Origin of the sequence: Marinomonas algae (genome assembly GCF_047525555.1) — a bacterium.
Taxonomy (GTDB): Bacteria; Pseudomonadota; Gammaproteobacteria; order Pseudomonadales; family Marinomonadaceae; genus Marinomonas.
Map to the genome: position 1 here is coordinate 41,878 of NZ_JBLIXK010000011.1, position 21,390 is coordinate 63,267.

The window sequence follows — 21,390 nt, forward strand, 5'->3', positions numbered from 1 at the left end:
TATGATTCTTTGTAATTTGATTTTTACAATAAAAACAAAGAGTTAGTTTGACTATAATAGTTATAGCTATTCCTTTGGTTATAGGGGGAATGTTTGCATAATTGACGATATTTTGAACAAATATTTACGCGATTAAACAAACATTTTGTAGGCCTAGGGAAGCTACGAATAAGTCTTCCCTAGTTAATGTCGCTATCGGATTCTTTTTTCTTTAAGCGTTTACTTAATGCCGGTTGAGAAATACCGAGTAATCGAGAAGCGATGGATTGATTTCCTTGCGAGCGACGCATGGCTTCTTCGATGAGTAAGTCATTGGTTTCTTGTAAGGTTGGCAATGGCATATCTGGTTTAAACAGCAGGGTTTCAGGTGTGTCTACATCTGGGATGGATGTCATGTTTAGGGCGCGACGGAAACTTTCCATAGATAATATTTTGGCTTTATGCTGACTCATCGCGTCATAAGCTAATGCTCTTAGCTCCCTGACGTTGCCAGGGAAAGGGTAGTTTGCCAATAACACTAATAGCTCTTTTGGTATGGTCGGCTTACGTTTGTTCAGTTCTTTCGCTGCTTCCGTTAAAAAGTAGTCCAGCAGTAATGGGATGTCTTGTTTACGGTGACGAAGGGCTGGAATCTCAACGTGGTGGATTCTTAACCGATAGAAAAGGTCCTTTCGAAACTCTCCTGTTTGCTGCTTTTTCTCTAGGTCCTGATGAGTCGCTACAATGACTCTTGCCTTGATGCGTTTTGGCCGGTCGCTTCCTAAAGGATAATATTCTCCTTCCTGTAGAAGTCGTAACAGCTTTATTTGCGACGCAGAGCTCAGGTCGCCAATTTCATCCAATAACAAAGTCCCGTTTGCGGCTTGTTCTATCATGCCTGCTCGCGCTGTGTCTGCACCTGTAAAAGCGCCACGATGATGACCAAATAAAGTGTCTGCAAACACGTTGTCGTCTAAGCCAGCTACGTTGACACAGATAAGAGGGCCAGGGCGGTTGCTCAAGGTATGAACGGCGTGGGCGATTTGCTCTTTTCCTACGCCACTTTCTCCGCCTATTAATAGCGGTTGGTTGCTAATCGCAACAGACTCTAGATACTGAAAAACAGAGTGCATGCTTTTATCTTGAGTGATAATTTCGGAAAAAACTTCAGGATGTTCGAGCGTGCCAGATAGAAACTTTTGGCGCATCTTTTGGTTTTCAATTTGCATCTCTTTCATTCTGATGGCACGGCTAACACCTTCGATTAAACGGTCTTCTTCCGTTGTTTTAACAAAGTAATCGTAAGCGCCTAAGCGTATGCAGTTCACCGCGGTTTCTAGCTGATTTAGACCACTAAGAATGATGACAGAGATGTCTGGGTATTCTTCAACAATCTTTTTTAATAGTGTTTCGCCAGATATGTAAGGCATGGTTAGGTCTAGCAAGACTAAACCAATTTGTTTTTGGGAAATGATATCCATAGCTTCACGACTGTCGTGACAGCGGTGAAGGTTGTTAAAGCCATGTCGTTCCAACGAGATGCTGAGGCTGCGTAAAAAAGACACCTCGTCATCTATCATTAGGATACCAAAGTCAGGGTTACTACTTATGCTCATATCGATTGGTCCCTATGAATTGCCGGCAGTGAGACTAAGGCTTTGGTGCCTTGGCCTAGTTCAGATGTATATGTCAGTGTGCCTCCGTGATCATTAATGATGCTGGAGGATATGGATAGCCCAAGCCCTGTGCCGCCTTCTTCTCGCTTTGTGGTGAAGAAAGGATCGCTAAGGCGAGGAAGATCGCTTGAATCGATACCGCAGCCTTGGTCGGATATTTCCAAGCAAAGGCGGTTGGTTTTTTGAAGGTAATAGGTAGAAATGCTAATGCTTTTGTTAGCGTCATCTAGGGCTTGGCAAGCATTAACAATAAGGTTTATGACGACTTGTTCTATTCGTTGCGCGTTGCCCAAAAATAAAGGCAATTGATTCCCATAATGGGTTTCAAAATGGTTGGTTGATTTTCGGATGGTGTTATCAACAAGGCGGACAGATAAAGCGACAACGTCATTAAGGTTTACGTTCTCGTATGAGTCTGCGGGTCTTTGGTGAGCGAAATCCCGAAGGTCGTTTACTATTCTGCGAATGCGTTGTGTTCCGGCTAGCATGTCATCCAAAATGGCTGGAATTTCCGTTCGTAGACGACTATAGGTCAGCCCAGCAAAGTCGAAATCACCTTCGTTTTGATAGCGCTCTTCTAGCATGGGTTCCATGTCTTGGTACATTTCTTTTATGACGGGCAAATTCAATAAAAGTAGGCTACTAGGATTATTAATTTCATGGGCGACACCTGCCACTAACACACCAAGCGAGGTCATTTTATCGGCTTGGATTAATTGTTCATGTTGTCGTTTTATTTCGTCAGTTCTAAGGGAAACTTGACGAGTTAGCATTCTGTTCCATATCACAATCCCGCTTAGAATAAGAAACAACAAGGCAGAAGCGATACCAGTAAACAGCCCTATTTTCTCCCAAGGCAAACTTGGTTTTTCAAGAGTGCCTAGCCATTTCTCGTATAGAGCTTGCTGGCGACCGGTATTTTTTAGAATGGCTAATCCTTCACTGAATTGGGCTAATAATTGAGGGTGATTTTTAGGAAGCGCGTAGCCATATTCCAGCGTGCCAAAGGGTTTTCCTACGGGCGTTATGTTTGATAGTTCAAGTTCTCGACCAAGATAAAGACCAGGTAAGTTGGCAACCAAGGCATAATCATGCTTGCCAGACGCCAGCATTCGCAAGGCGGCAGCGTGAGTGTCTACCAGAATCAGTGTGGCTTGAACATTCTGTTGCAGCAGGTAGTCGTGCATGATGCCGCCTTCCTGAACTATGACTTCTTTGTTTGTCAGTGCGGATAAAGAAGAAACCCTTGATTCGCCTTTTCGAGCAAAAATAGATTGATTAATAATGGCGTGAGGAGGCGTGAAGTCGAACTCCTGATTTCGGTCTTCGGAATACACCATGCCTTGAAGAACGTCGATCTCACCTTCTGTTAACTTGGTTCTCATGCTGTCCCAAGTGCTCAGCTGTATATCGATGTCCATGCCCATGACTTCTGCAATGGCGCGCGTCAGTTCAACGTTGTAGCCATCAGGTTGTCCTTGCTCATTGAGAAACTCATAAGGAGGGTAATTGTGATCTCCGCCGATTAACACTGTGGAATGCGGTGTCGTGATATCTTTTGCCACAGCCTCAATTGACGTTAGCAGTAAAACTGATAACAGAAAGAATAAGGAGAATAGGGGCTTAATCGTTTGTTTCATAATGCTCTGATCGTTCTTACCAAAGGTTTTCTGCCTCGTTGGAAAGTGAACGACGACAAGGGTAAAGGCGTATTTTCAATTAAATAGACCCGCGTTTATGGGAGCGGTTCAATTTATATAGGATAAAAGCCTTGTTCTCATTCTTCTACATTTATTGTGTGTGAACGAAATGGCTTATGTTGGTACACGAATGGAGTGTACATCCCATTGAATAAAAACAGAAATTTTTGCGTTGTGAAAAATGTCGATGTGAGGAATGTGTTTGGCGTTTAGACCAATGGAACAAGTGGTTTAGGTTGTGTGAGTCATCAGACGAGAATAACTTTATTAACGAATTCATACAGCACGCAACAAACAAATTTGTTACAGTTCGCCGTTGTTTAAAAAAGGTAGCACCTCTGTATCATGTCCATTCGATATTCTGTTGACGCATTGCCCGCTTTTTCGGTTGACCCTGAACAGTTTGATGTTCTGCAGTCGGCTCGCCATTTTCGTGAATATTTATTGGAAGCCATCCGTAAGGCAACCACTCGAATCTATATTGTTGCTCTCTATCTTGAAGACGATGACGCTGGGCGAGAAGTGCTAGCAGCGCTTTATGAAGCCAAATTACGAAACCCTAAGCTAGATGTAGTTGTGTGTGTCGATTGGCATCGAGCTCAGCGAGGTTTGGTTGGCGCAGCAAAATCTAAGGGTAACGCCGCGTTTTATCAGGCTTATGCTGAGAAATACGGCATCTCAGTGCCGGTTTATGGCGTTCCAGTTCGTACTCGAGAAGTGTTCGGTGTGTTGCACCTCAAAGGCTTTGTGATTGATGACACTGTGATTTATACCGGTGCCAGTTTGAACAACGTTTACTTGCACCATAAAGACCGCTACCGTTTTGACCGCTACCATACTATTCAGCATGCACATTTAGCTGATTGCATGGTGGACTTTGTTCGACAGGACATGATCGAGCAGTCGGCGGTTCATAACTTGTCTCAGGTTGATTTGCCAAGTACGAAAGAAATCAAATTATCGATTCGAAAATTCCGTATTGCCTTGAGTAAGTCGTCCTATAAAGTTAAACCAGAATCTGTTGAAGAAGCGCACGTTGCCGTAACGCCTTTGGTCGGTGTGGGACGAAGGAATAACCTTCTCAATAAGCAGATTCTTGCTTTGCTGGCCAATGCGAAGGAAGAGATCGTTTTATGTACGCCGTATTTCAATTTCCCGAAACCAATTCTAAGAGAAGTAAAGCGAGCGATTAAGCGCGGCGTGAAAGTCGATATTGTCGTGGGCGATAAAACCGCCAATGATTTTTACATCGCTCCAGATCAGCCGTTTAAAGCCATTGGTGGTTTGCCATATTTATATGAAATGAATTTGCGCAAGTTTGCGGTGGTGAATGAGAAGTACACGAAATCAGGAATTTTGTCTCTTCACCTCTGGAAGCACGACTTTAATAGTTACCATTTAAAAGGAATATGGGTAGACCGCAAAACTACTTTGCTGACAGGTAACAATGTTAATCCAAGGGCATGGTCGTTAGACTTGGAAAATGGTTTGCTCATTAAAGACCCTCAAAAACGACTAGAAGCAAAGTTCAGTGCGGAGTTTGATAATATCTTTCAGCATACTCAGCGGGTTGCTTCATGCAGCCAATTAGAGACATTGCAAGATTATCCATCGAAGATTCAGAGGCTATTGAAAAAAGTTGTTCGTACTAGAATGGATCGATTATTAAAGCGAATTTTATAACTCGGCTAAATCTCTTGTTTTAGAACCATATTCATTTAGAGCCAAGCAAAAAGGCGAACTCATTTGGAATGAGTTCGCCTTTTTGCTTTTGGTTGCTAGCTTTGAAAAGCTATTTGGTTTTCAGGTTTTTCTTGATGGTATTTGAGTACCAATTTAAGAAGTTAATGACGCCAAATTCGTAGGTTTCGGAATAAGGACCTGGTCGATAGCCGATGGAGTTAATGCCAAGCTGGTTACGCTCACCAAGGACTTTGTCTTGCTCGTTGGTTGCATCCCATACTTTGCGTAGGTTTTCTGGATCGTAGTCCACGCCTTCAACCGCGTCTTTGTGGACAAACCATTTGGTGGTGACAAGGCTTTCTTGAGCGGAAATGGGTAATACGCGAAAAACGATAAAATGGTCAGACTGCATGTGATTCCAAGAGTTAGGTAAATGCAGAATACGCATGGAGCCAAGTTCTCTGTTTTTAATGCGTCCGAGCATTTTTGTACAAGCCGCTAGTCCGTCAATGGTCATAACTTGAGTGCCTTTCTTGAGAGGCATGCGCACGATCCTGTTGCGCTGCACTTCGCCAAAGCTTTTGAGCTTATGCGGAATGCCTTCTGCATCCCATTTCGCTGCTTGGTCGGCGTGTAATTCTAGGAAGTTTTTTGACGCTCTAGGGTCTTCTGTGTCGTCTTCTTCTAGTAGTGTTTGGAGAAGTTCAGGATGGCTGCCGACGCAGTGATAGCATTCACGATTGTTCTCTAAGACCAGTTTCCAGTTGGCGCGTTCATACATGGTAGATTCCACCGCTAACTTGGTGTTTTCCACGTCATAAGGTTCCATGTAGGTTTCGAGAGTGTCTAGGAAATCGTCAAAGCCGTCGTCTGGTGCTTCTTTGCCAAGGCAAACGAAAATAAAGCCGCCTGCAGTTTTGCAAAAAGCGGGTTTGAGTCCATGTTGCCCTTTGTCGAAGTCCTTATTCATTTCTGTGCCAGCGAAAAGCAAATTGCCTTTTAAGTCATAAGTCCATTGATGATAAGGGCAAACAAGGTTGGCGACTTTTCCTCTGTGTTCTGTGCAAATTAATGAGCCACGATGAGAGCAAGTATTGTGAAATGCGTTCACATTGCCTTCGGCGTCGCGCACCACTAAAACAGGGTTTTGCCCAACTTCTACCGTGATGTAATCGCCTTTTTTAGGGATTTCACTGGTCATACCAACAAACAGCCATTCTTTTTGAAAGACTTCTTCCATATCGACTCGGAACATATGTGGGTCGTTGTAGAGCGGCGCATCTAATGAGTAATGGTTCAGACGCTTAGTCAGCATATCGGACATGGCTGTTTTTGCTTCATCAACGGAAGCGTGGCGAACATTGAGGAGATCGTGTTGATTCATCTTTCTGGGCCTTCATGACAAAAAGATTGATTGAACTGCTTTTCAGCGCATTTGATTACGAGGCTATAGTGGCGCAATTAAACTAGTCGGAAATGACCATTCACGACATGAGTTGATACATAAATCGACTCTCTATGTCTTGTGCTGACTAGGTTTGGCTGCCATGAGCAACAAATTGTCGGTTAGGGTTAACTTGGATTGATTAACTGGCTCCAGAATGATTCGAAACAGTGCCATAACGAATTTAACTTAAGAGATCCTATTATGACTGACTCTTCTACGCCTTTGGTGAATGCGGATTACTTAGCTCCCGTGAATACCCAGACTTGGGTGAATGGACGACATAACGTGCGTTGCGTGAAGGTGATTCATGAAACATGGGATGTACGCACCTTTTGCTTTATGGCTGAACAGCCTGTGATGTTCTTTTTTAAGCCAGGGCAGTTTGTCACCTTGGAATTAGAAATTGAAAACAAACAGGTAATGCGTTCCTACACGATTTCCAGTTCTCCTTCTGTGCCTTACAGCTTTTCGATCACGGTGAAGCGTGTTGCTGGTGGCGAAGTGTCTAACTGGTTACATGATAATTTGACGGTCGGTTCTGAATTGGCTGTGCATGGCCCAGTAGGGAATTTCAATTGCATTGATTTCCCATCCGACAAGGTGCTGCTTTTGTCTGGCGGTGTTGGGATTACGCCTGTGATGTCTATGGCTCGTTGGTGGTTTGATACTAATGCCGATGTGGATATTACCTTTATTCACAGTGCTCGTTCACCGCGAGATGTGATTTACCCTAGAGAGTTGGATCACATGGCGTCTCGCCTCGACAATTTTGGCTTGTACCTTATTGTTGAGCGCATGGAGAACGGCTTGCCTTGGCAAGGTTATCGAGGTTATTTAGATGCCGCTAAGTTAGACATGATTTCGCCCGATTTTATGGAGCGTGAGATCTTCTGTTGTGGGCCTGCGCCTTATATGAAAGCGGTTAAAGCGCTTTTGCAGTCGCGAGGCTTTGATATGTCTCACTACCATGAAGAATCTTTCGGCGAAACGCCTGTGAGTGCTGTGGAAGATGCGATTGAACAAGCTGAAGTGGCGTTAGCGGAAGCAGAAGCGGTGAATCAAGAGGATTTGTTGCGTGTTGAGTTTTCAGGGAGTGGTAAAAGTGTTCAAGTGACAGCAGGAGAAACCCTGCATACAGCGGCCGCGAAATTGGATGTCATGATTCCAAAAGCTTGTGGTATGGGAATTTGTGGTACCTGTAAAGTTATGGTGAAAAGTGGTGAAACCCAGATGGATCATAATGGCGGCATTACGGATGATGACGTTGAAGAGGGTTATGTTTTGTCTTGTTGTACTGTGCCTAAATCCGATGTTGTGATTGAGTATTAGACTAGGGAGCTATATTGCTTTTCAGAATAAGAATATTTTTTTTCTAAATATACGTTCAGTTTAAGCGCATTCTTGATCTATATTAGTGCGTGGTGTCAGCTTGATGTGTCGACTATAGGCTCTATAGCTGCTCACTGACTCTGGAAAGCGTTAAGTTTCCTTAAAATAAAAAAGTTGTCTAATAAATGGTCTGCATTTTGCTTTGTTCGATTTATGTTTTTTTACAGTAGATAGCAATATCGAACATGAATCATCGCCAAGCAGTAGACGTAAATGGCACACGTATGGGGATATTAATATGGAAATGACAACAGACTCTTCTCTCGTTTTTGAAGCGAAGGGAACAACTAAAATAGGCTTTTTGTTGCTTGATCATTTCACCATGATCGCTCTTGCTTCCGCAATTGAGCCATTGCGTATGGCGAACCAGTTATCTGCTGAAGAACTTTATAGTTGGAGTTTGATTTCAGAAGATGGCGGTGCGGTTGTAGCCAGTGACGGTTTAAGTTTGACGCCTGACTTTTCACTTCAAGATAATGTTGATTTTGACCTGATTATTGTTGCTGGTGGCGTTGATATTACTCGCACTTATACGAACAAACAGGTTTCTTGGTTAATGAAGCAAAGCCGCAAAGGTGTTCAGCTAGGCGGGATTTGTACAGGCGCTTATGTGCTGGCTCATGCTGGTTTATTGGATGGCTACCAATGTAGTGTTCATTGGGAATGTTTAACCGCATTGCAGGAAACTTATCCGAAAGTGAATTGCAATAATCGACTGTTTTCTTTGGATCGTGATCGTATGACATCGTCTGGTGGCAGTGCGCCAATGGATATGCTTTTGAATATGATGACGAAACAGCATGGGGCGCGCTTGTCGAACGCCATTTCCGACATGTTTATTTGTGATCGTATTCGCAATGAATCTGATCAACAGCGTATGCCGATGCGCCAATTCAACAGTGTGGGCATGTGTACGCCTAAGTTGGTGGATGTAATTGAGTTAATGGAAAATAACTTAGAAGAGCCTATCGAGTTGGATGAGCTAGCTTCTTTTGTTGATGTTTCTCGTCGCCAAATCGAGCGTATGTTCCATCGCCATTTAGATTGTTCTCCTTCTCGTTACTACCTTCGACTAAGGCTTGAAAGGGCACGTAAACTATTGAAACAGTCTAATATGTCGATTGTTGAGATATCGATGGCTTGTGGCTTTATTTCTACTCCGCACTTTAGTCGTTGTTATCGAAAACACATTGGTGTTTCACCTCGTGATGAACGCAAAATCGCTTGGAAAGGTGAAACAACGAAACCTAGAACAACGGAAGAAGGTGATGCTGTTGTTTACATGCCTCATGCTCAAGAAGCACTTAATCAATCACACTCTGAACCAAGTTACGGCTCGGTGAGTATGTGATTAAGGTGTAGGTTCAAGTGAAAAGAGCTCATTGAGCTCTTTTTTTATGCCTCGTGTTTTGCATTGAAAAAATCGATAAGTTCGACCAAATATCTGTATAAATTTAATCTCTTGGGTGGTGCTATGATGCTCATATTGAAATATAGTTTCGTGCAGGAGAAGACAAATGAGTTCAGCTATTTTAAAACGACTTCCGCTGGAAATGTTCTGGCCGACGTTTGACCCTTTTTTATTTTGTGCTTTTCATAATGATAAATACCCTAAAGGCGATGGAAGCATGGGGCCTGCTGAGTCGTTAGCAGGGCGTGCGTTGGGTCAAGACTTTGCAGGCATCGACGGTTGGAGAATGTATCACGGGAAAAAAGTTCCAGGCTTTCCGGCTCATCCTCATCGTGGTTTCGAAACAGTCACAGTCGTCAATAAAGGCTTGGTTGATCATGCCGATTCGATGGGCGCGGCTGGTCGTTACGGAGAAGGTGATACCCAGTGGATGACCGCAGGAGCAGGTGTTCAGCATTCAGAAATGTTCCCTCTGCTAAATGAAGATAGCGATAACCCTATTGAGCTTTTTCAAATCTGGCTGAATCTTCCTAGCAAAAACAAAATGGTGCCGCCGCATTTTACTATGATGTGGCACGAAGACACGCCAGTCGTAAAAGAGCTGGATGCTCAAGGTAACCAAGTGTCTATCAAAGTCGTTGCAGGAACATTGAATGATGTCAAAGCTGCGCCTTGCCCTCCGAATTCGTGGGCGGCTGAGAGTGATAGTCATGTGGCTATTTGGATAATTGATTTGCTAGAAAATGCAGAGTGGGATTTACCTGCGGCGGTATCTGGGTTGAATCGTAGTCTTTACTTCTTTGAAGGTGAAGAGGCCGAATTAGACGGTGAAAAAGGTCGTGTTGATGAAGCCTTTGTGTTGAAAAGTGATCGTAAAGTGACGCTTAAGAACCTTGGCAAAGCTGCCCGGTTTTTGGTGTTACAGGGCCGCCCGATAGGTGAGCCTGTTGAGCAACATGGGCCTTTTGTTATGAACACGAAAGCTGAATTGCAGCAAGCCTTTAATGATTACCAAGAAACCAAATTTGGTGGTTGGCCTTGGCCTCGTCACGATCAAGTTCATGATAAGCAAGAAGGTCGCTTCGCTAAATACGCTGATGAAAAATAGCGTGATGCGGTTGTGTTAGTTTTTACCAGACAAGGATGTTTTGGTATTCCTTCTGAGAATGCTAAAAATAAGATTTATTCTTTTTACAAATACTAAATTTCTCTGCATGCTACCGCTTTATGGTTTTAGTAGGGTTTTGGTATGTGGATTTTTATCACGCTTTTTGCGGCTGGCTGTCAGTCAATTCGGACGGCTTATCAGAATACTCTGGCCCGTGAAACTGGCTTTCTGCATGCTACTTTGTCCCGTTCCTTGTATGGTTTACCTCTCGTTAGTTTATATCTGATTATTTGTTATTTTGCCTTTGGCTGGATTCAATTCCCCAGTGGTAGTTTATTCTGGGTTACGGCCAGTGTGTGTGCGATTGCACAAGTTATTGCGACCTATCTTATGCTAAAAGTATTCCAGTCAGGCAGTTTCACGCTAGGCATTTTATTAGCAAAAACAGAAGCCGTCTTAGCTGCTCTGATTGGTTTGGTGTTGTTAGATTTTACCCTGACTTTGGTTTCTTGGCTGGGTGTGGCTTTGGGAGTGATTGGTGCATTTGTGATGAGTGTTAAATGGCAAAATATTAAGCAGGTTCATAAAGATACTTCATTGCTTTTTGGTTTAGGTAGTGGCTTTTGTTTTGCCTTGAGTACAGTAACCGCCTCCCTTGCTAGTCATTCATTGCAAGGATCTATTATTACCAGTGCGGGTGTGACCTTATTTTATGTTTTGGCGCTTCAATCGGTTATTTTGTGCGGGATACAGATGGCTAAAGAAAGAGATTTACTTGCACCAATAAGAAAGAATATTGTGTTGAGTACAAAAGTAGGTGTATTCAGTTCTTTGGGTTCGATTGCATGGTTTACGGCGTTTGCTTTGATGAATCCCGCTTTAGTAAAAACATTGGGCCAAGTGGAAATTCTAGGCACTTTGTATTTTTCTAAGAAGCGTTTTGCGGAGCGCATTACCAAGCAGCAATGGTTAGGCGGTGCTATGATTGTGGCGAGTGTGATCTTGGTAGTGAGTTCAACCATAAAGTGAGGTTTTGATGGAATCGACAAAAATTAATTATGTAGAGTTGCCTGCTCGTGATTTGGTATTAAACAAGGCCTTTTTTCGTGATGTGTTTGGTTGGGACTTTGAAGACTTTGGACAAGAATATACGGCGTTTAAAAATGCTGGTTTAGACGGTGGTTTCTTTCAGGCCGATTTTTGTTCGAGACCTCAAACGGGTGCCGCGTTGGTGGTTTTATACAGCGATGACCTGGAAGCCTTAGTTGAGAAAATACCTGCTTTTGGTGGTCATATAGAGCAAGTGATTTTCGAGTTTCCCGGAGGTCGTCGCTTTCATTTCCTAGATCCATGCGAAAATGAATGGGCGGTTTGGAGCAAGGTTAATTAGATCAAACCTGAATAGAGCAGGGTGTTATTTATCTATTAGGTGTTGTCTTCAGATGTGTCGGCTGAAGGCTCAGAACTTTCTACAACACTGGATTCTTCTGCTTCCATCTTGGCGCGTTCTGCCTTTGAAATATACTTAGGCTTCGCCTTTTTTGGGTTTTCTTTCAAGTTGGCGCGTTTGGACTTCTTCGTCAAAATGCTTTTGATTTTCTTACGGCGGTTCATATTTGTTCCTAAATGATTTAATGGTCTATTGTAATATCCAAGAAGGTCATTCGAGGAACGAAAAAAAAGCCCTGATCATCGATCAGGGCTTTTTTATGTTGGTACCAGTAGGCGGACTCGAACCGCCACGCCTTTCGGCAACGGATTTTGAATCCGTCGTGTCTACCAATTCCACCACACTGGCCTTGAAAAAGGTGAGGCGTATTCTAGGGGAATTTGAATATATGTCAACGGTTGTGCGTGTTATTTTTTATCTTTTTAAGAGATGTCTCTTGGAAGTACCTTTTTATGTGGTTTTTCGATAAAATGCTGGGTCGTTTTTTCTAGGTAGTTTTCTTTTCATGCTCGTTTCCGATTATCACTTTGATTTACCCGATTCGTTGATCGCGAATTATCCAACACCGGACAGAACCGCTAGCCGATTGTTGCATCTTGATGGCCCGAGTGGTGAGCTTGCCCATCGTCAGTTTCCTGATGTGTTAGAGCTTGTTCAGCCGGGCGATCTGATGGTGTTTAACAACACTCGTGTTATTCCTGCTCGTGTATTTGGTCAGAAAGAATCTGGCGGTAAAGTGGAGATTTTGGTCGAGCGTGTTGTTGCGACGAATGAAGCCTTGGCTCATGTTCGTGCTAGCAAATCGCCAAAAGAAAACAGCAAGATCTTTTTAGGACAAGATAAAGGTGAACAAATCGAGGCGACAATGATTGGTCGTTCTGGTGCCTTGTTCCATCTTGTTTTTGAAGAGCCAGTGTTGGATGTATTGTCTCGCGTTGGACACATGCCTTTGCCGCCTTATATTGAGCGCCCTGATGAAGAAAGTGATCAGGAGCGCTATCAAACGGTTTATAACCAGAAACCTGGTGCGGTTGCGGCGCCGACGGCAGGTTTGCATTTTGATGATGCTTTGTTAGAAAAGATAAAAGCCAAAGGCGTAGATGTGGCGTTTGTTACCTTGCATGTTGGTGCTGGCACTTTTCAGCCGATGAAGGTGGATAATGTGGAAGATCATATTATGCACGCTGAATACGTTGAAGTGGATCAAGCGGTTGTTGATCAAGTGAAAGCGACGAAAGCCAACGGCGGGCGAGTGATTGCGGTTGGAACGACTAGCGTACGTAGTCTTGAGTCGGCCAGTCAAAGTGGCGAAATTGCGCCTATGCAGGATGATACGAGCATTTTTATTTATCCTGGTTACGAATTTAAAACGGTGGATGCTCTGATCACCAATTTCCATCTACCGGAATCAACGCTCATTATGCTGATTAGCGCCTTTGCTGGGTACGACCATGTAATGTCTGCTTATCGAGAAGCCGTTGAGCAAAAATACCGATTTTTTAGTTATGGCGATGCCATGTTTATTACACGAAATGCGCAGGCGAAAGGCCCGCAAAGTGAGGAATAAGACGAATGTCTGATAAGCGTCCAGAATGTTTCATGGATTTTGAACTTCACAAAACCTCAGGGAAAGCGCGTCGTGCGACCTTAACTTTTCCTCGCGGTAAAGTTGAAACGCCAGCGTTTATGCCAGTAGGAACCTACGGCACAGTGAAAGGTATGTTAACCAAAGACATCGAAGAAATCGGTGCGGATATTATTTTGGGTAACACATTCCATTTGTGGCTTCGCCCAGGTACGGAAGTGATTAAAGCTCATGGCGACTTGCATGACTTTACCCAATGGAAAAAACCTATTTTGACCGACTCCGGTGGTTTCCAAGTTTTCTCTTTGGGAGAAATGCGAAAAATTACCGAAGAGGGCGTGAGTTTCCGTTCTCCTATTAATGGTTCTAAAGTGTTTTTGAGTCCTGAAATTTCTATGCAGGTTCAAAGAGATCTTGGTTCCGATATTGTAATGATTTTTGACGAATGTACGCCGTATCCAGCGACGCCAGAAGTGGCGGCAAAATCGATGCGCATGAGTTTGCGTTGGGCGAAACGTTCTAAAGATGAACATGGCGACAGCCCGTCCGCTTTGTTCGGAATCATCCAAGGCAGCATGTACGAAAACTTGCGTGATGAATCTTTAGAAGGTTTGGTTGATATCGGCTTTGATGGTTACGCAATCGGTGGTCTTTCTGTTGGTGAGCCAAAAGAAGAGATGATGAAGGTGTTGGATCATACAACGCCAAAAATGCCAGAAGACAAACCTCGTTACTTGATGGGGGTTGGTAAGCCAGAAGATTTGGTCGAAGGTGTGCGTCGTGGTGTCGATATGTTTGACTGCGTTATGCCAACACGAAATGCTCGTAACGGTCATTTATTTACTTCTGAAGGTGTTGTGCGTATTCGTAACGCTCAATATCGTCATGATACTGGGCCTTTGGATAAAGAATGTGATTGCTACACTTGTAAAAACTTTTCTCGGTCTTATCTACATCATTTAGATAAGTGTCAAGAAATGGTTGGTGCACAATTAAATACCATTCATAACTTACGATATTATCAAACACTCATGGCGGGATTGCGTCTAGCGCTCGATGAAGGTAGATTTGACGCCTTTGTTGATGAGTTTTATGCAAAGCGTGGCTTAGAAACGCCTGCTTTGAGTGAATAATAAACAAAAAATGTGGTTTTCCTCTATTTGATAAGAAAAACACGAAAGTTTCATAAACCATTGGAGAGTTAATCCCATGATCGCATTGATCTCACCAGCGTATGCTGAAGGTGGCGCACCTGCCGATGCAGGTATTTTTAACCTTGTATTGCTTGCAGGTTTCGTTGTTATTTTTTACTTCCTTATGTGGCGCCCACAAGCAAAACGTGCCAAAGAGCATAAAAACTTGATTGCTTCTTTAGCGAAAGGTACTGAAGTAGTAACAGGCGGTGGCGTGTTAGGTAAAGTATCTAAAGTAGATGATAACTACGTTGTGCTAGAAGTTTCTGAAGGCATTGAAATGAAATTTCAAAAGTCTTCTGTTGCAGCAGTACTACCAAAAGGAACGTTAAAGTCAATTTAACCTTCTTGGAGAAGCGCCTCTGTTTTTAAACAGTAGGCGCTTTTCTTCTTTAATCGATCCATTTTATTTTTCAGGTTTAAAGGATTTTACATGCTTAACAAGTACCCCTTGTGGAAGTATTTGCTAATTCTTCTTGTTTTGGCTTTGGGGCTACTTTATGCCTTCCCAAATCTTTATCCAGATGATCCAGCGCTACAACTGTCTGCTCAAAAAACAACTTCTGTCGTTGATGAACAAACGCTAGAGCAGGCTAAAAACGCCCTTGCAAAAGCGAATATAGAATTAAAAGAAGCAGAGCTTACCTCTGCTGGCGGTACCTTGCGCTTTAATAGTGGTGAGGACCAACTTGCAGCAAAACCTGTTGTGTCTGCTGCACTGGGTGAAGACTTTGTAACGGCATTGAATTTGGTGCCAACAACGCCTGATTGGTTAGCCTCTTTAGGTGCTGGTCCGGCTAAGTTAGGCCTTGATTTGCGTGGTGGTGTTCACTTCTTGTTAGAAGTTGACACGCCAGCGGCGCTTAAGCAGCGTCTTGAAGTAACATCAAGTGAGATGAAGGCGGCGTTACGTTCTGATCGTATTCGTTACCGTAGCGTGGCTGTTGAAAACGGTGTGCTTTCGATTCGTTTCTTGCAAGAGTCAGATTTGTCTTTGGCGGAAAACCTGTTGAAAGGCGATTTCTCTGAATATCGTTACGATACTCGTCAAGAGGGTGATGATTTTTATCTAGATGTTGCTTTCACCGAAGCCGAGACTAAAGAAATTGAGGTTTATGCATTACAGCAAAATCTGACAACCTTGCGTAACCGTGTAAATGAGCTTGGTGTTGCTGAGCCATTGGTTCAACGCCAAGGTAGTAATCGTATCGTGGTTGAGTTGCCAGGCGTTCAAGATACGGCGGCAGCGAAACGTATTATCGGTGCGACAGCCAACCTTGAGTTCCGTTTAGAAGCTGGATTGGATGACAGTGGCGCAGATATTGAAACACTGACTTTCCGTGATGGTAGCGGTCGTACTGCACGTTTAGAGCGTGACCTTATTACGACAGGTGAAAGTGTTTCTGACGCGAGTTCTTCTTTTGATGAAAACGGTCAGCCTCAAGTAAACATCAGCCTTGATTCCAAAGGCGGCAAGCAAATGACGAAAGTTACGCGCTCCGCTGTTGGTCGTAATATGGCAGTTGTTTTCATCGAGCATAAAGCACGTACGCGTGTTGTAGAACAAGAAGATGGCACTTTTGAAGAAGTGCGTCGTAGTTACAGTGAGAAGGGTATTATCTCATTGGCAACGATTCAAACAACGCTAGGTAACTCCTTCCGTATTACAGGGTTAGACAGTCCTCGTGAATCTTCTGAGCTTGCGTTATTGCTTCGCGCTGGAGCCTTGGCGGCGCCTATGTATTTTGTTGAAGAGCGTACGATTGGACCAAGCTTAGGTGCTGAAAACATTAAGTTAGGTGTGAGTTCTGCACAAATTGGTTTATTGGTAGTTATGCTCTTCATGCTGGTTTACTACAAGGTGTTCGGTATTTTTGCCAATATTTCACTGGCTTTAAATATTGTTTTGCTGATGGCGTGTATGTCTTTGCTTTCTGCAACCCTTACTTTGCCAGGTATTGCCGGTATTGTATTAACCATGGGTATGGCGGTGGATGCAAACGTGTTGATTTTCTCAAGGATTAAAGAGGAATTGGCAAATGGTACGCCGAGTCAGCAGGCAATACATGCAGGCTTTAATCGCGCATTTACAACCATTTTTGATGCCAATATCACAACCTTGCTGGTTGCTGTTATTTTGTTCGCCGTTGGTACTGGCCCTGTCAAAGGCTTCGCGGTGACGTTATCGCTCGGTATTATTACTTCCATGTTTACGGCTATTGTAGTGACGCGCGCGCAAGTGAATCTTGTGTATGGCGGCCGTAAAAACAAGAAACTGTATATTTAGGAGAGCGCCATGAAAGTGACAAATATTCCATTTATGGCAATGCGTAAAGTCGTAGCGGCTTTTTCATTGGTGCTGATTTTAATTTCTATCGGTGCATTGGCCACGAAAGGTTTGCAGTTCGGTTTAGATTTTACTGGCGGAACGCTGATTGAAGTCGCGTACGAAGAAGCGCCTAAATTGGACGATATCCGTGAATTGCTGGGCCAGAGTGGCTATGACGATGTAGTGGTTCAGAGCTTTGGCTCACCAACTGACATTGTGGTTCGTATGGCAAACGCTTATACACCAACATTAGGTGATGAGGTTTTATCAACATTACGGAATAACGGTGAGGTTGATGTTGTCTTACAGCGCTCTGAGTTTGTTGGTGCACAAGTAGGTGAAGAGCTTCGTGAACAAGGTGGTATGGGCATGTTGCTCGCGCTGCTTATTGTGATGGGTTATGTTGCAGTTCGCTTCCAATTTAAGTTCTCGGTTGCTTCTGTTATCGCTTTGACGCATGACGTCATCATTACGTTAGGTTTCTTCTCTTTGTTTGAAGTGGAGTTTGACCTGACTGTACTAGCGGCTTTGCTTGCTGTTGTGGGTTATTCTTTGAATGACACCATTGTTGTGTGTGACCGTATTCGTGAAAACTTCCGTATCATGCGAGATACGACGCCTTATGACTTGGTGAATGAGTCCATTAACCAAACCTTAGGTCGTACTTTAATCACTTCTTTGACAACCTTGTTTGTCTTGGTGGTTTTGTTTGTCGCAGGCGGTGAAGCAATTCATAACTTCTCAATGGCCTTATTGGTGGGTATCATCATAGGTACTTACTCTTCTATCTTTGTGGCGGCTAACTTGTTGCTTGCAATGGATGTGAAGAGAGAAGACTTGGTGCCAGCACCAAAAGAAGAGTTGGAAGACGAACTTCCTTAGAATCATCTTCTTACATTTTTGCTAAAAGAGCCTGCTTAATGCAGGCTTTTTTATGTCATTATGGTTAGTACATTGATGGATGAAATTTTAAAGGGTGTTTCTATGCGTTTTGTGTTGCTTTCATTATCGTTGGTTTTCAGTCTGCAGGTTTTTGCTTTAGATTTCGACGAGATGGATAAAACTGCTGAAAGCTTTTCAAATATCAAAACCGTTCATATCGCACACAAAGGAAAGCTTGTGTGGGCAAAAGCTTACAATGGCGCTGATATAAAAGCGGTAGCGAATATTAAATCGGCTTCAAAGTCTGTGATGTCTGCCATTGTCGGTATGGCGATTGATCGAGGTGTGATTGATGGCGTTGATCAGGCTGTTGTCTCTTTATTGAAAGATCAGTTACCAGAAAATTTCGATCCTCGTTTAGAGGAGATTCGCGTTGGCCATTTACTTTCCATGCAAGCGGGCTTGGAGCGTACTTCTGGGCGTAATTATGGCCGTTGGGTTGTCAGTGATAATTGGGTGAAAACGGCATTGTCGTGGCCGTTTGTTGAAGAAGTCGGTGGTGATATGCAATATTCAACGGCGAACACACATTTGCTGTCTGCCATCGTTATGCGGAAAAGCGGTCGGCATACTTATCGCCTTGCTAATCAATGGTTGAAAGGTTCTGGTGTGAGAATCCAGAGTTGGGAAACGGACCCGCAAGGAATCCCAATGGGTGGAAATCAAGTTGGTATGACGCCATCTTCTTTGTTGGCTTTTGGGGAGTTGTATCGACGTGGTGGAGTGACTCAGTCTGGTAAGCGCTTGATATCAGAGCAGTGGATTGAGGAAAGTTGGACACCAAGAACTCACTCTCGTTTTCATCGAGGGCAATATGGTTATGGATGGTTTATACAGACTTTTGCAGGTGAGCAGGGTTATTATGGTTGGGGGTATGGCGGGCAAATGATTTATGTTTTTCCTGATTTAGAGTTAACTGTCACTATCACTTCTGATGAGAATTTACCCTCTGGACGAACCGGTTATCGAGACTTGTTACATAGCATGGTTAGCGCGGATATTATTCCTGCTGTAAAAGATGGTCAGTAATTATCTTTTTAGAAAAAAACGCATTAAAAAAGTCTGCCTAGGCAGACTTTTTTAATTGAGCTGGAAGGGCGTTATTCTGCTGTTTCTTTGTCTTGGGCTTTGCTTAATGTTTCGCCGAATTTCATACCCATTTGAGTTGGTGTTTCAGCTGCTAGAGACTCTTCCCATTTGATTGCGTCTTTTCCGAATAGCACAATCGCTGTTGAGCCTAGTTTGAATCGACCCATTTCTTCGCCTTTTTGCAGTTCAATATTATTGAGCGCTTCATAGTCCCAAGTTACAACGTTTTTATTGAATGGCGTTACTTGTCCTGCCCAAACGGTTTCGATACTGGCGACAATCATAGCGCCTACCAAAATGACAGCCATTGGGCCGGCTTCTGTCTCGAACAAGCAAACTGTACGTTCATTGCGAGCGAATACGTTTGGTATTTGTTCTGCTGTGACTTTGTTGACAGAGAATAATTTGCCCGGAACATGAATCATCTTAGTTAGTTTGCCTGTAAGTGGCATGTGAACACGATGATAATCTTTTGGTGATAGATAAACTGTCGCGAAGGTTCCGCCAAGGAATTGATCAGACAATGAAGCGTCGCCACCAAGTAATGTTGTTAGGCTGTAGTGATGGCCTTTAGCTTGGAAGATTGTGCCGTGTTCGATGTTACCTAGTTGGCTGATTGCGCCATCTGCCGGGCAGGCGATGCTCTTGTCTTCATCACAAATTGGGCGTAATTCTGGACGAATAGCGCGAGTAAAAAAGTCGTTGAAGTTGCGATAAGATAGTTCGTCGCTATTGACGGCTTCTGACATATCGACTTGGTATTTTTTTACAAATTGACTAATGAATGTGTTTTTTACCCAATTATTTTCGCACTCAGCTATTTTTCCAATAACGCGAGATAAGGTTTTTTGAGGGGTAATATGTTGTGCAAAGGCAAACAGTTGGTCTTTAGTCACTTTGTTTTTCCTGATTAATTTTCATTAGTGTGTTTTGTGGCTTGTTAAAGACACAATTTGTTTAAGTTTTTTAAAGTCGTTCTCATCAAACTCGGAACCCGCTTCAAGCCAAAATATCATCATCTCATTTTCTGTTGATAAGGTTGAGGCTAAAAATAAGTGGCTATTCTTTTCTATGATTTGTCCTGCTTGATGAGGGAGTTCACTTAACAGACTTTTTAATTTTACTCCAAATAAGTGAACAGCAGATTTTTTATTTTTTAGCTTATCGAAAACGCTAGACGGCGCATTCCATTGTATGGATTTAATGGTGTCTACGCTGTAACCAGATTGGTAAAGCGGAGAGACTTTCCCAAAGGAGTATTTAAAGATAATACAATGTTGAGTGTTAGGGATTTCGTGCTTAATGGCTTTTAAAGCCAAGTTTGCTTTTTGCTTTATTGCAAAGTGAATTTGTTGATTAAGTGCTTGCTTGAGTTGTGTGAGATGAGTCGAAGGCGGCACAACTTTTGTAGGTGATTTTTGTTTATGCGTAAACAAGTCTGGATCAATAAGTTGCAAAGCAAGTGGTATTTTGCCTTTTAAATTATAGTGTCTGGCCGCTTCTGTGCTGGATCTATGGGCGGTTTGAATAACATCCCCTAGATGCTTGTGCATTGAGGTGGCAACCACTCGATAGAAAAACGAGAGGTTTTTTGAATCCCAGCCTAAAAGGTTTGCATCATGAGCGACCTTTGTCGCGCAGTAAGAATAAATAAGAGGATTGTTCGCCAGAATAGTCAGCTTCTTGTCCTCAATGAAGCCGGGCAGCTCATCAGGGTGATGGGCTAAATGAGCGAGTGTCTGCATCTCTTTCTTGTTAGGGATATGCTTGCTTAGAAAGGACTCAATGATCTTGCTGGGAGTTTTCCAATAAGTACATAAATGCACTGTGATTTCATCTATTCGGCAGCCTAAGATGCTTTTTTCTACTTTACTGGCTTGTTCACCTTGCCTGATTTTTTGGGTGATGGCTTCCATCACAGGGTAAGCGTAAAACCATAACAGCCACCTTGCGGCATCTCGGAACAATGTTGTCCAAAAAATATCGTCTTCGTGACCAGAAATCTTCTGAATTGTCCAAAATCTTGCCATTGATGCCGCTTCGTAACTTGTTTGTACTTCTGATAAAAAAGCGATGAGATTTGGTGGCGAGCGCTTTGTTATTTCGTAGGCTTCGAAGCGAGAAAACAGTTTGGTGATGCGATTTGTACCAACCAAAGCGGCTGCGTGAAAAGGGGTTTTAATTTCACTGTTTTTGTTGGATAGAGTTCGGTTTGCTTCGTTCAAAATAGCGAACGCAAGTAACGGCTCTGACGCTATGTTTGCTTGCATCCCGTCAAGCGTGTCTTCAGTTCTTTTTAGTTGAGTTTTGAGTCTCGATAAATTTACAGCTTGAACTGGAAATTTTTTTTCTTTAAGAAAATGAAGCCATTCATTTAGGCCAAAAGGTGACTTGTCTTTCATAGCTAGT

The 21,390-nt window shown here is 43.1% G+C and carries 18 protein-coding genes and 1 tRNA gene; 12 read left to right on the plus strand and 7 right to left on the minus strand.

Annotation, left to right across the window (positions count from 1 at the left end; all coding sequences use genetic code 11):
• Positions 1–179: 179 nt before the first annotated feature.
• The gene (locus ACMUMQ_RS13370) at positions 180–1,595 is read right to left on the minus strand and encodes a sigma-54-dependent transcriptional regulator (RefSeq protein ID WP_414682483.1); all 1,416 of its coding nucleotides are present in this window, start codon (positions 1,593–1,595) and stop codon (positions 180–182) included.
• Positions 1,592–3,295, minus strand: a complete 1,704-nt coding sequence (locus ACMUMQ_RS13375) for a transporter substrate-binding domain-containing protein (RefSeq protein ID WP_414682484.1) — start codon at positions 3,293–3,295, stop codon at positions 1,592–1,594. The genes ACMUMQ_RS13370 and ACMUMQ_RS13375 overlap by 4 nt, the downstream gene beginning before the upstream one ends.
• A gap of 405 nt (positions 3,296–3,700) precedes the next feature.
• Between ACMUMQ_RS13375 and pssA the strand changes: the two genes are divergently transcribed.
• The gene (gene pssA / locus ACMUMQ_RS13380) at positions 3,701–5,038 is read left to right on the plus strand and encodes a CDP-diacylglycerol--serine O-phosphatidyltransferase (protein ID WP_414682485.1); all 1,338 of its coding nucleotides are present in this window, start codon (positions 3,701–3,703) and stop codon (positions 5,036–5,038) included.
• Between the two features lie 109 nt (positions 5,039–5,147).
• On the opposite strand, the gene gbca is transcribed toward pssA, so the two are convergent.
• Positions 5,148–6,422, minus strand: a complete 1,275-nt coding sequence (gene gbca, locus ACMUMQ_RS13385; protein ID WP_414682486.1) for a glycine betaine monooxygenase oxygenase subunit — start codon at positions 6,420–6,422, stop codon at positions 5,148–5,150.
• A gap of 264 nt (positions 6,423–6,686) precedes the next feature.
• On the opposite strand from gbca, the gene gbcB reads away from it, so the two are divergent.
• The 5 genes from gbcB to ACMUMQ_RS13410 all read left to right on the plus strand — a co-directional run bounded on the left by gbcB (position 6,687) and on the right by ACMUMQ_RS13410 (position 11,783).
• Positions 6,687–7,814, plus strand: coding sequence for a glycine betaine monooxygenase reductase subunit (gene gbcB, locus ACMUMQ_RS13390; RefSeq protein WP_414682487.1), 1,128 nt, complete (start codon positions 6,687–6,689; stop codon positions 7,812–7,814).
• Between the two features lie 298 nt (positions 7,815–8,112).
• Positions 8,113–9,225, plus strand: coding sequence for a choline metabolism transcriptional regulator GbdR (gbdR, locus tag ACMUMQ_RS13395; RefSeq protein ID WP_414682488.1), 1,113 nt, complete (start codon positions 8,113–8,115; stop codon positions 9,223–9,225).
• 166 nt (positions 9,226–9,391) lie between these two features.
• Entirely contained in the window at positions 9,392–10,393 is a 1,002-nt protein-coding gene (locus ACMUMQ_RS13400; protein WP_414682489.1) for a pirin family protein, read from the plus strand.
• A 141-nt stretch (positions 10,394–10,534) separates the two neighbouring features.
• Positions 10,535–11,422 carry an EamA family transporter gene (locus ACMUMQ_RS13405; protein ID WP_414682490.1) on the plus strand — a complete coding sequence of 296 codons (888 nt, stop codon included), beginning with the start codon at positions 10,535–10,537 and terminating at the stop codon, positions 11,420–11,422.
• A 7-nt stretch (positions 11,423–11,429) separates the two neighbouring features.
• Positions 11,430–11,783, plus strand: a complete 354-nt coding sequence (locus ACMUMQ_RS13410) for a VOC family protein (RefSeq protein ID WP_414682491.1) — start codon at positions 11,430–11,432, stop codon at positions 11,781–11,783.
• A gap of 35 nt (positions 11,784–11,818) precedes the next feature.
• Here the strand turns inward: ACMUMQ_RS13410 and ACMUMQ_RS13415 are convergent, their stop codons facing one another.
• Both ACMUMQ_RS13415 and ACMUMQ_RS13420 read right to left on the minus strand, forming a co-directional pair.
• Positions 11,819–12,007 carry a DUF2986 domain-containing protein gene (locus ACMUMQ_RS13415; protein WP_414682492.1) on the minus strand — a complete coding sequence of 63 codons (189 nt, stop codon included), beginning with the start codon at positions 12,005–12,007 and terminating at the stop codon, positions 11,819–11,821.
• Between the two features lie 99 nt (positions 12,008–12,106).
• Positions 12,107–12,191 (minus strand) — tRNA-Leu (locus tag ACMUMQ_RS13420).
• Positions 12,192–12,348: 157 nt separating this feature from the next.
• Between ACMUMQ_RS13420 and queA the strand changes: the two genes are divergently transcribed.
• The 6 genes from queA (at position 12,349) to ACMUMQ_RS13450 (ending at position 18,921) form a co-directional block, all read left to right on the plus strand.
• Positions 12,349–13,410, plus strand: coding sequence for a tRNA preQ1(34) S-adenosylmethionine ribosyltransferase-isomerase QueA (queA, locus tag ACMUMQ_RS13425; RefSeq protein WP_414682493.1), 1,062 nt, complete (start codon positions 12,349–12,351; stop codon positions 13,408–13,410).
• 32 nt (positions 13,411–13,442) lie between these two features.
• A complete protein-coding gene (tgt, locus tag ACMUMQ_RS13430) occupies positions 13,443–14,561 on the plus strand; it encodes a tRNA guanosine(34) transglycosylase Tgt (RefSeq protein WP_414682540.1) in 1,119 nt (372 codons plus the stop codon).
• 76 nt (positions 14,562–14,637) lie between these two features.
• Positions 14,638–14,964 (plus strand): preprotein translocase subunit YajC, encoded by a 327-nt coding sequence (gene yajC / locus ACMUMQ_RS13435; RefSeq protein WP_012070335.1) that lies wholly within the window; start codon positions 14,638–14,640, stop codon positions 14,962–14,964.
• A gap of 90 nt (positions 14,965–15,054) precedes the next feature.
• The gene (gene secD / locus ACMUMQ_RS13440) at positions 15,055–16,908 is read left to right on the plus strand and encodes a protein translocase subunit SecD (protein ID WP_414682494.1); all 1,854 of its coding nucleotides are present in this window, start codon (positions 15,055–15,057) and stop codon (positions 16,906–16,908) included.
• Between the two features lie 9 nt (positions 16,909–16,917).
• Positions 16,918–17,832 carry a protein translocase subunit SecF gene (secF, locus tag ACMUMQ_RS13445; protein WP_414682495.1) on the plus strand — a complete coding sequence of 305 codons (915 nt, stop codon included), beginning with the start codon at positions 16,918–16,920 and terminating at the stop codon, positions 17,830–17,832.
• A 75-nt stretch (positions 17,833–17,907) separates the two neighbouring features.
• Positions 17,908–18,921 carry a serine hydrolase domain-containing protein gene (locus ACMUMQ_RS13450; protein ID WP_414682541.1) on the plus strand — a complete coding sequence of 338 codons (1,014 nt, stop codon included), beginning with the start codon at positions 17,908–17,910 and terminating at the stop codon, positions 18,919–18,921.
• Positions 18,922–18,992: 71 nt separating this feature from the next.
• On the opposite strand, the gene asd is transcribed toward ACMUMQ_RS13450, so the two are convergent.
• Together asd and ACMUMQ_RS13460 are read right to left on the minus strand one after the other, a co-directional pair.
• Positions 18,993–19,877, minus strand: a complete 885-nt coding sequence (gene asd / locus ACMUMQ_RS13455) for an archaetidylserine decarboxylase (RefSeq protein WP_414682496.1) — start codon at positions 19,875–19,877, stop codon at positions 18,993–18,995.
• A gap of 24 nt (positions 19,878–19,901) precedes the next feature.
• Positions 19,902–21,383 carry an HDOD domain-containing protein gene (locus tag ACMUMQ_RS13460; protein ID WP_414682497.1) on the minus strand — a complete coding sequence of 494 codons (1,482 nt, stop codon included), beginning with the start codon at positions 21,381–21,383 and terminating at the stop codon, positions 19,902–19,904.
• Positions 21,384–21,390 lie beyond the last annotated feature (7 nt).

Coding starts and splice junctions, on each gene's coding strand:
- ACMUMQ_RS13370 (WP_414682483.1), bottom strand. CDS start 1,595: ATGAGCATAAGTAGTAACCCTGACTTTGGTATCCTAATGATAGATGAC.
- ACMUMQ_RS13375 (WP_414682484.1), bottom strand. CDS start 3,295: ATGAAACAAACGATTAAGCCCCTATTCTCCTTATTCTTTCTGTTATCA.
- pssA (WP_414682485.1), top strand. CDS start 3,701: ATGTCCATTCGATATTCTGTTGACGCATTGCCCGCTTTTTCGGTTGAC.
- gbca (WP_414682486.1), bottom strand. CDS start 6,422: ATGAATCAACACGATCTCCTCAATGTTCGCCACGCTTCCGTTGATGAA.
- gbcB (WP_414682487.1), top strand. CDS start 6,687: ATGACTGACTCTTCTACGCCTTTGGTGAATGCGGATTACTTAGCTCCC.
- gbdR (WP_414682488.1), top strand. CDS start 8,113: ATGGAAATGACAACAGACTCTTCTCTCGTTTTTGAAGCGAAGGGAACA.
- ACMUMQ_RS13400 (WP_414682489.1), top strand. CDS start 9,392: ATGAGTTCAGCTATTTTAAAACGACTTCCGCTGGAAATGTTCTGGCCG.
- ACMUMQ_RS13405 (WP_414682490.1), top strand. CDS start 10,535: ATGTGGATTTTTATCACGCTTTTTGCGGCTGGCTGTCAGTCAATTCGG.
- ACMUMQ_RS13410 (WP_414682491.1), top strand. CDS start 11,430: ATGGAATCGACAAAAATTAATTATGTAGAGTTGCCTGCTCGTGATTTG.
- ACMUMQ_RS13415 (WP_414682492.1), bottom strand. CDS start 12,007: ATGAACCGCCGTAAGAAAATCAAAAGCATTTTGACGAAGAAGTCCAAA.
- queA (WP_414682493.1), top strand. CDS start 12,349: ATGCTCGTTTCCGATTATCACTTTGATTTACCCGATTCGTTGATCGCG.
- tgt (WP_414682540.1), top strand. CDS start 13,443: ATGGATTTTGAACTTCACAAAACCTCAGGGAAAGCGCGTCGTGCGACC.
- yajC (WP_012070335.1), top strand. CDS start 14,638: ATGATCGCATTGATCTCACCAGCGTATGCTGAAGGTGGCGCACCTGCC.
- secD (WP_414682494.1), top strand. CDS start 15,055: ATGCTTAACAAGTACCCCTTGTGGAAGTATTTGCTAATTCTTCTTGTT.
- secF (WP_414682495.1), top strand. CDS start 16,918: ATGAAAGTGACAAATATTCCATTTATGGCAATGCGTAAAGTCGTAGCG.
- ACMUMQ_RS13450 (WP_414682541.1), top strand. CDS start 17,908: ATGGATGAAATTTTAAAGGGTGTTTCTATGCGTTTTGTGTTGCTTTCA.
- ACMUMQ_RS13460 (WP_414682497.1), bottom strand. CDS start 21,383: ATGAAAGACAAGTCACCTTTTGGCCTAAATGAATGGCTTCATTTTCTT.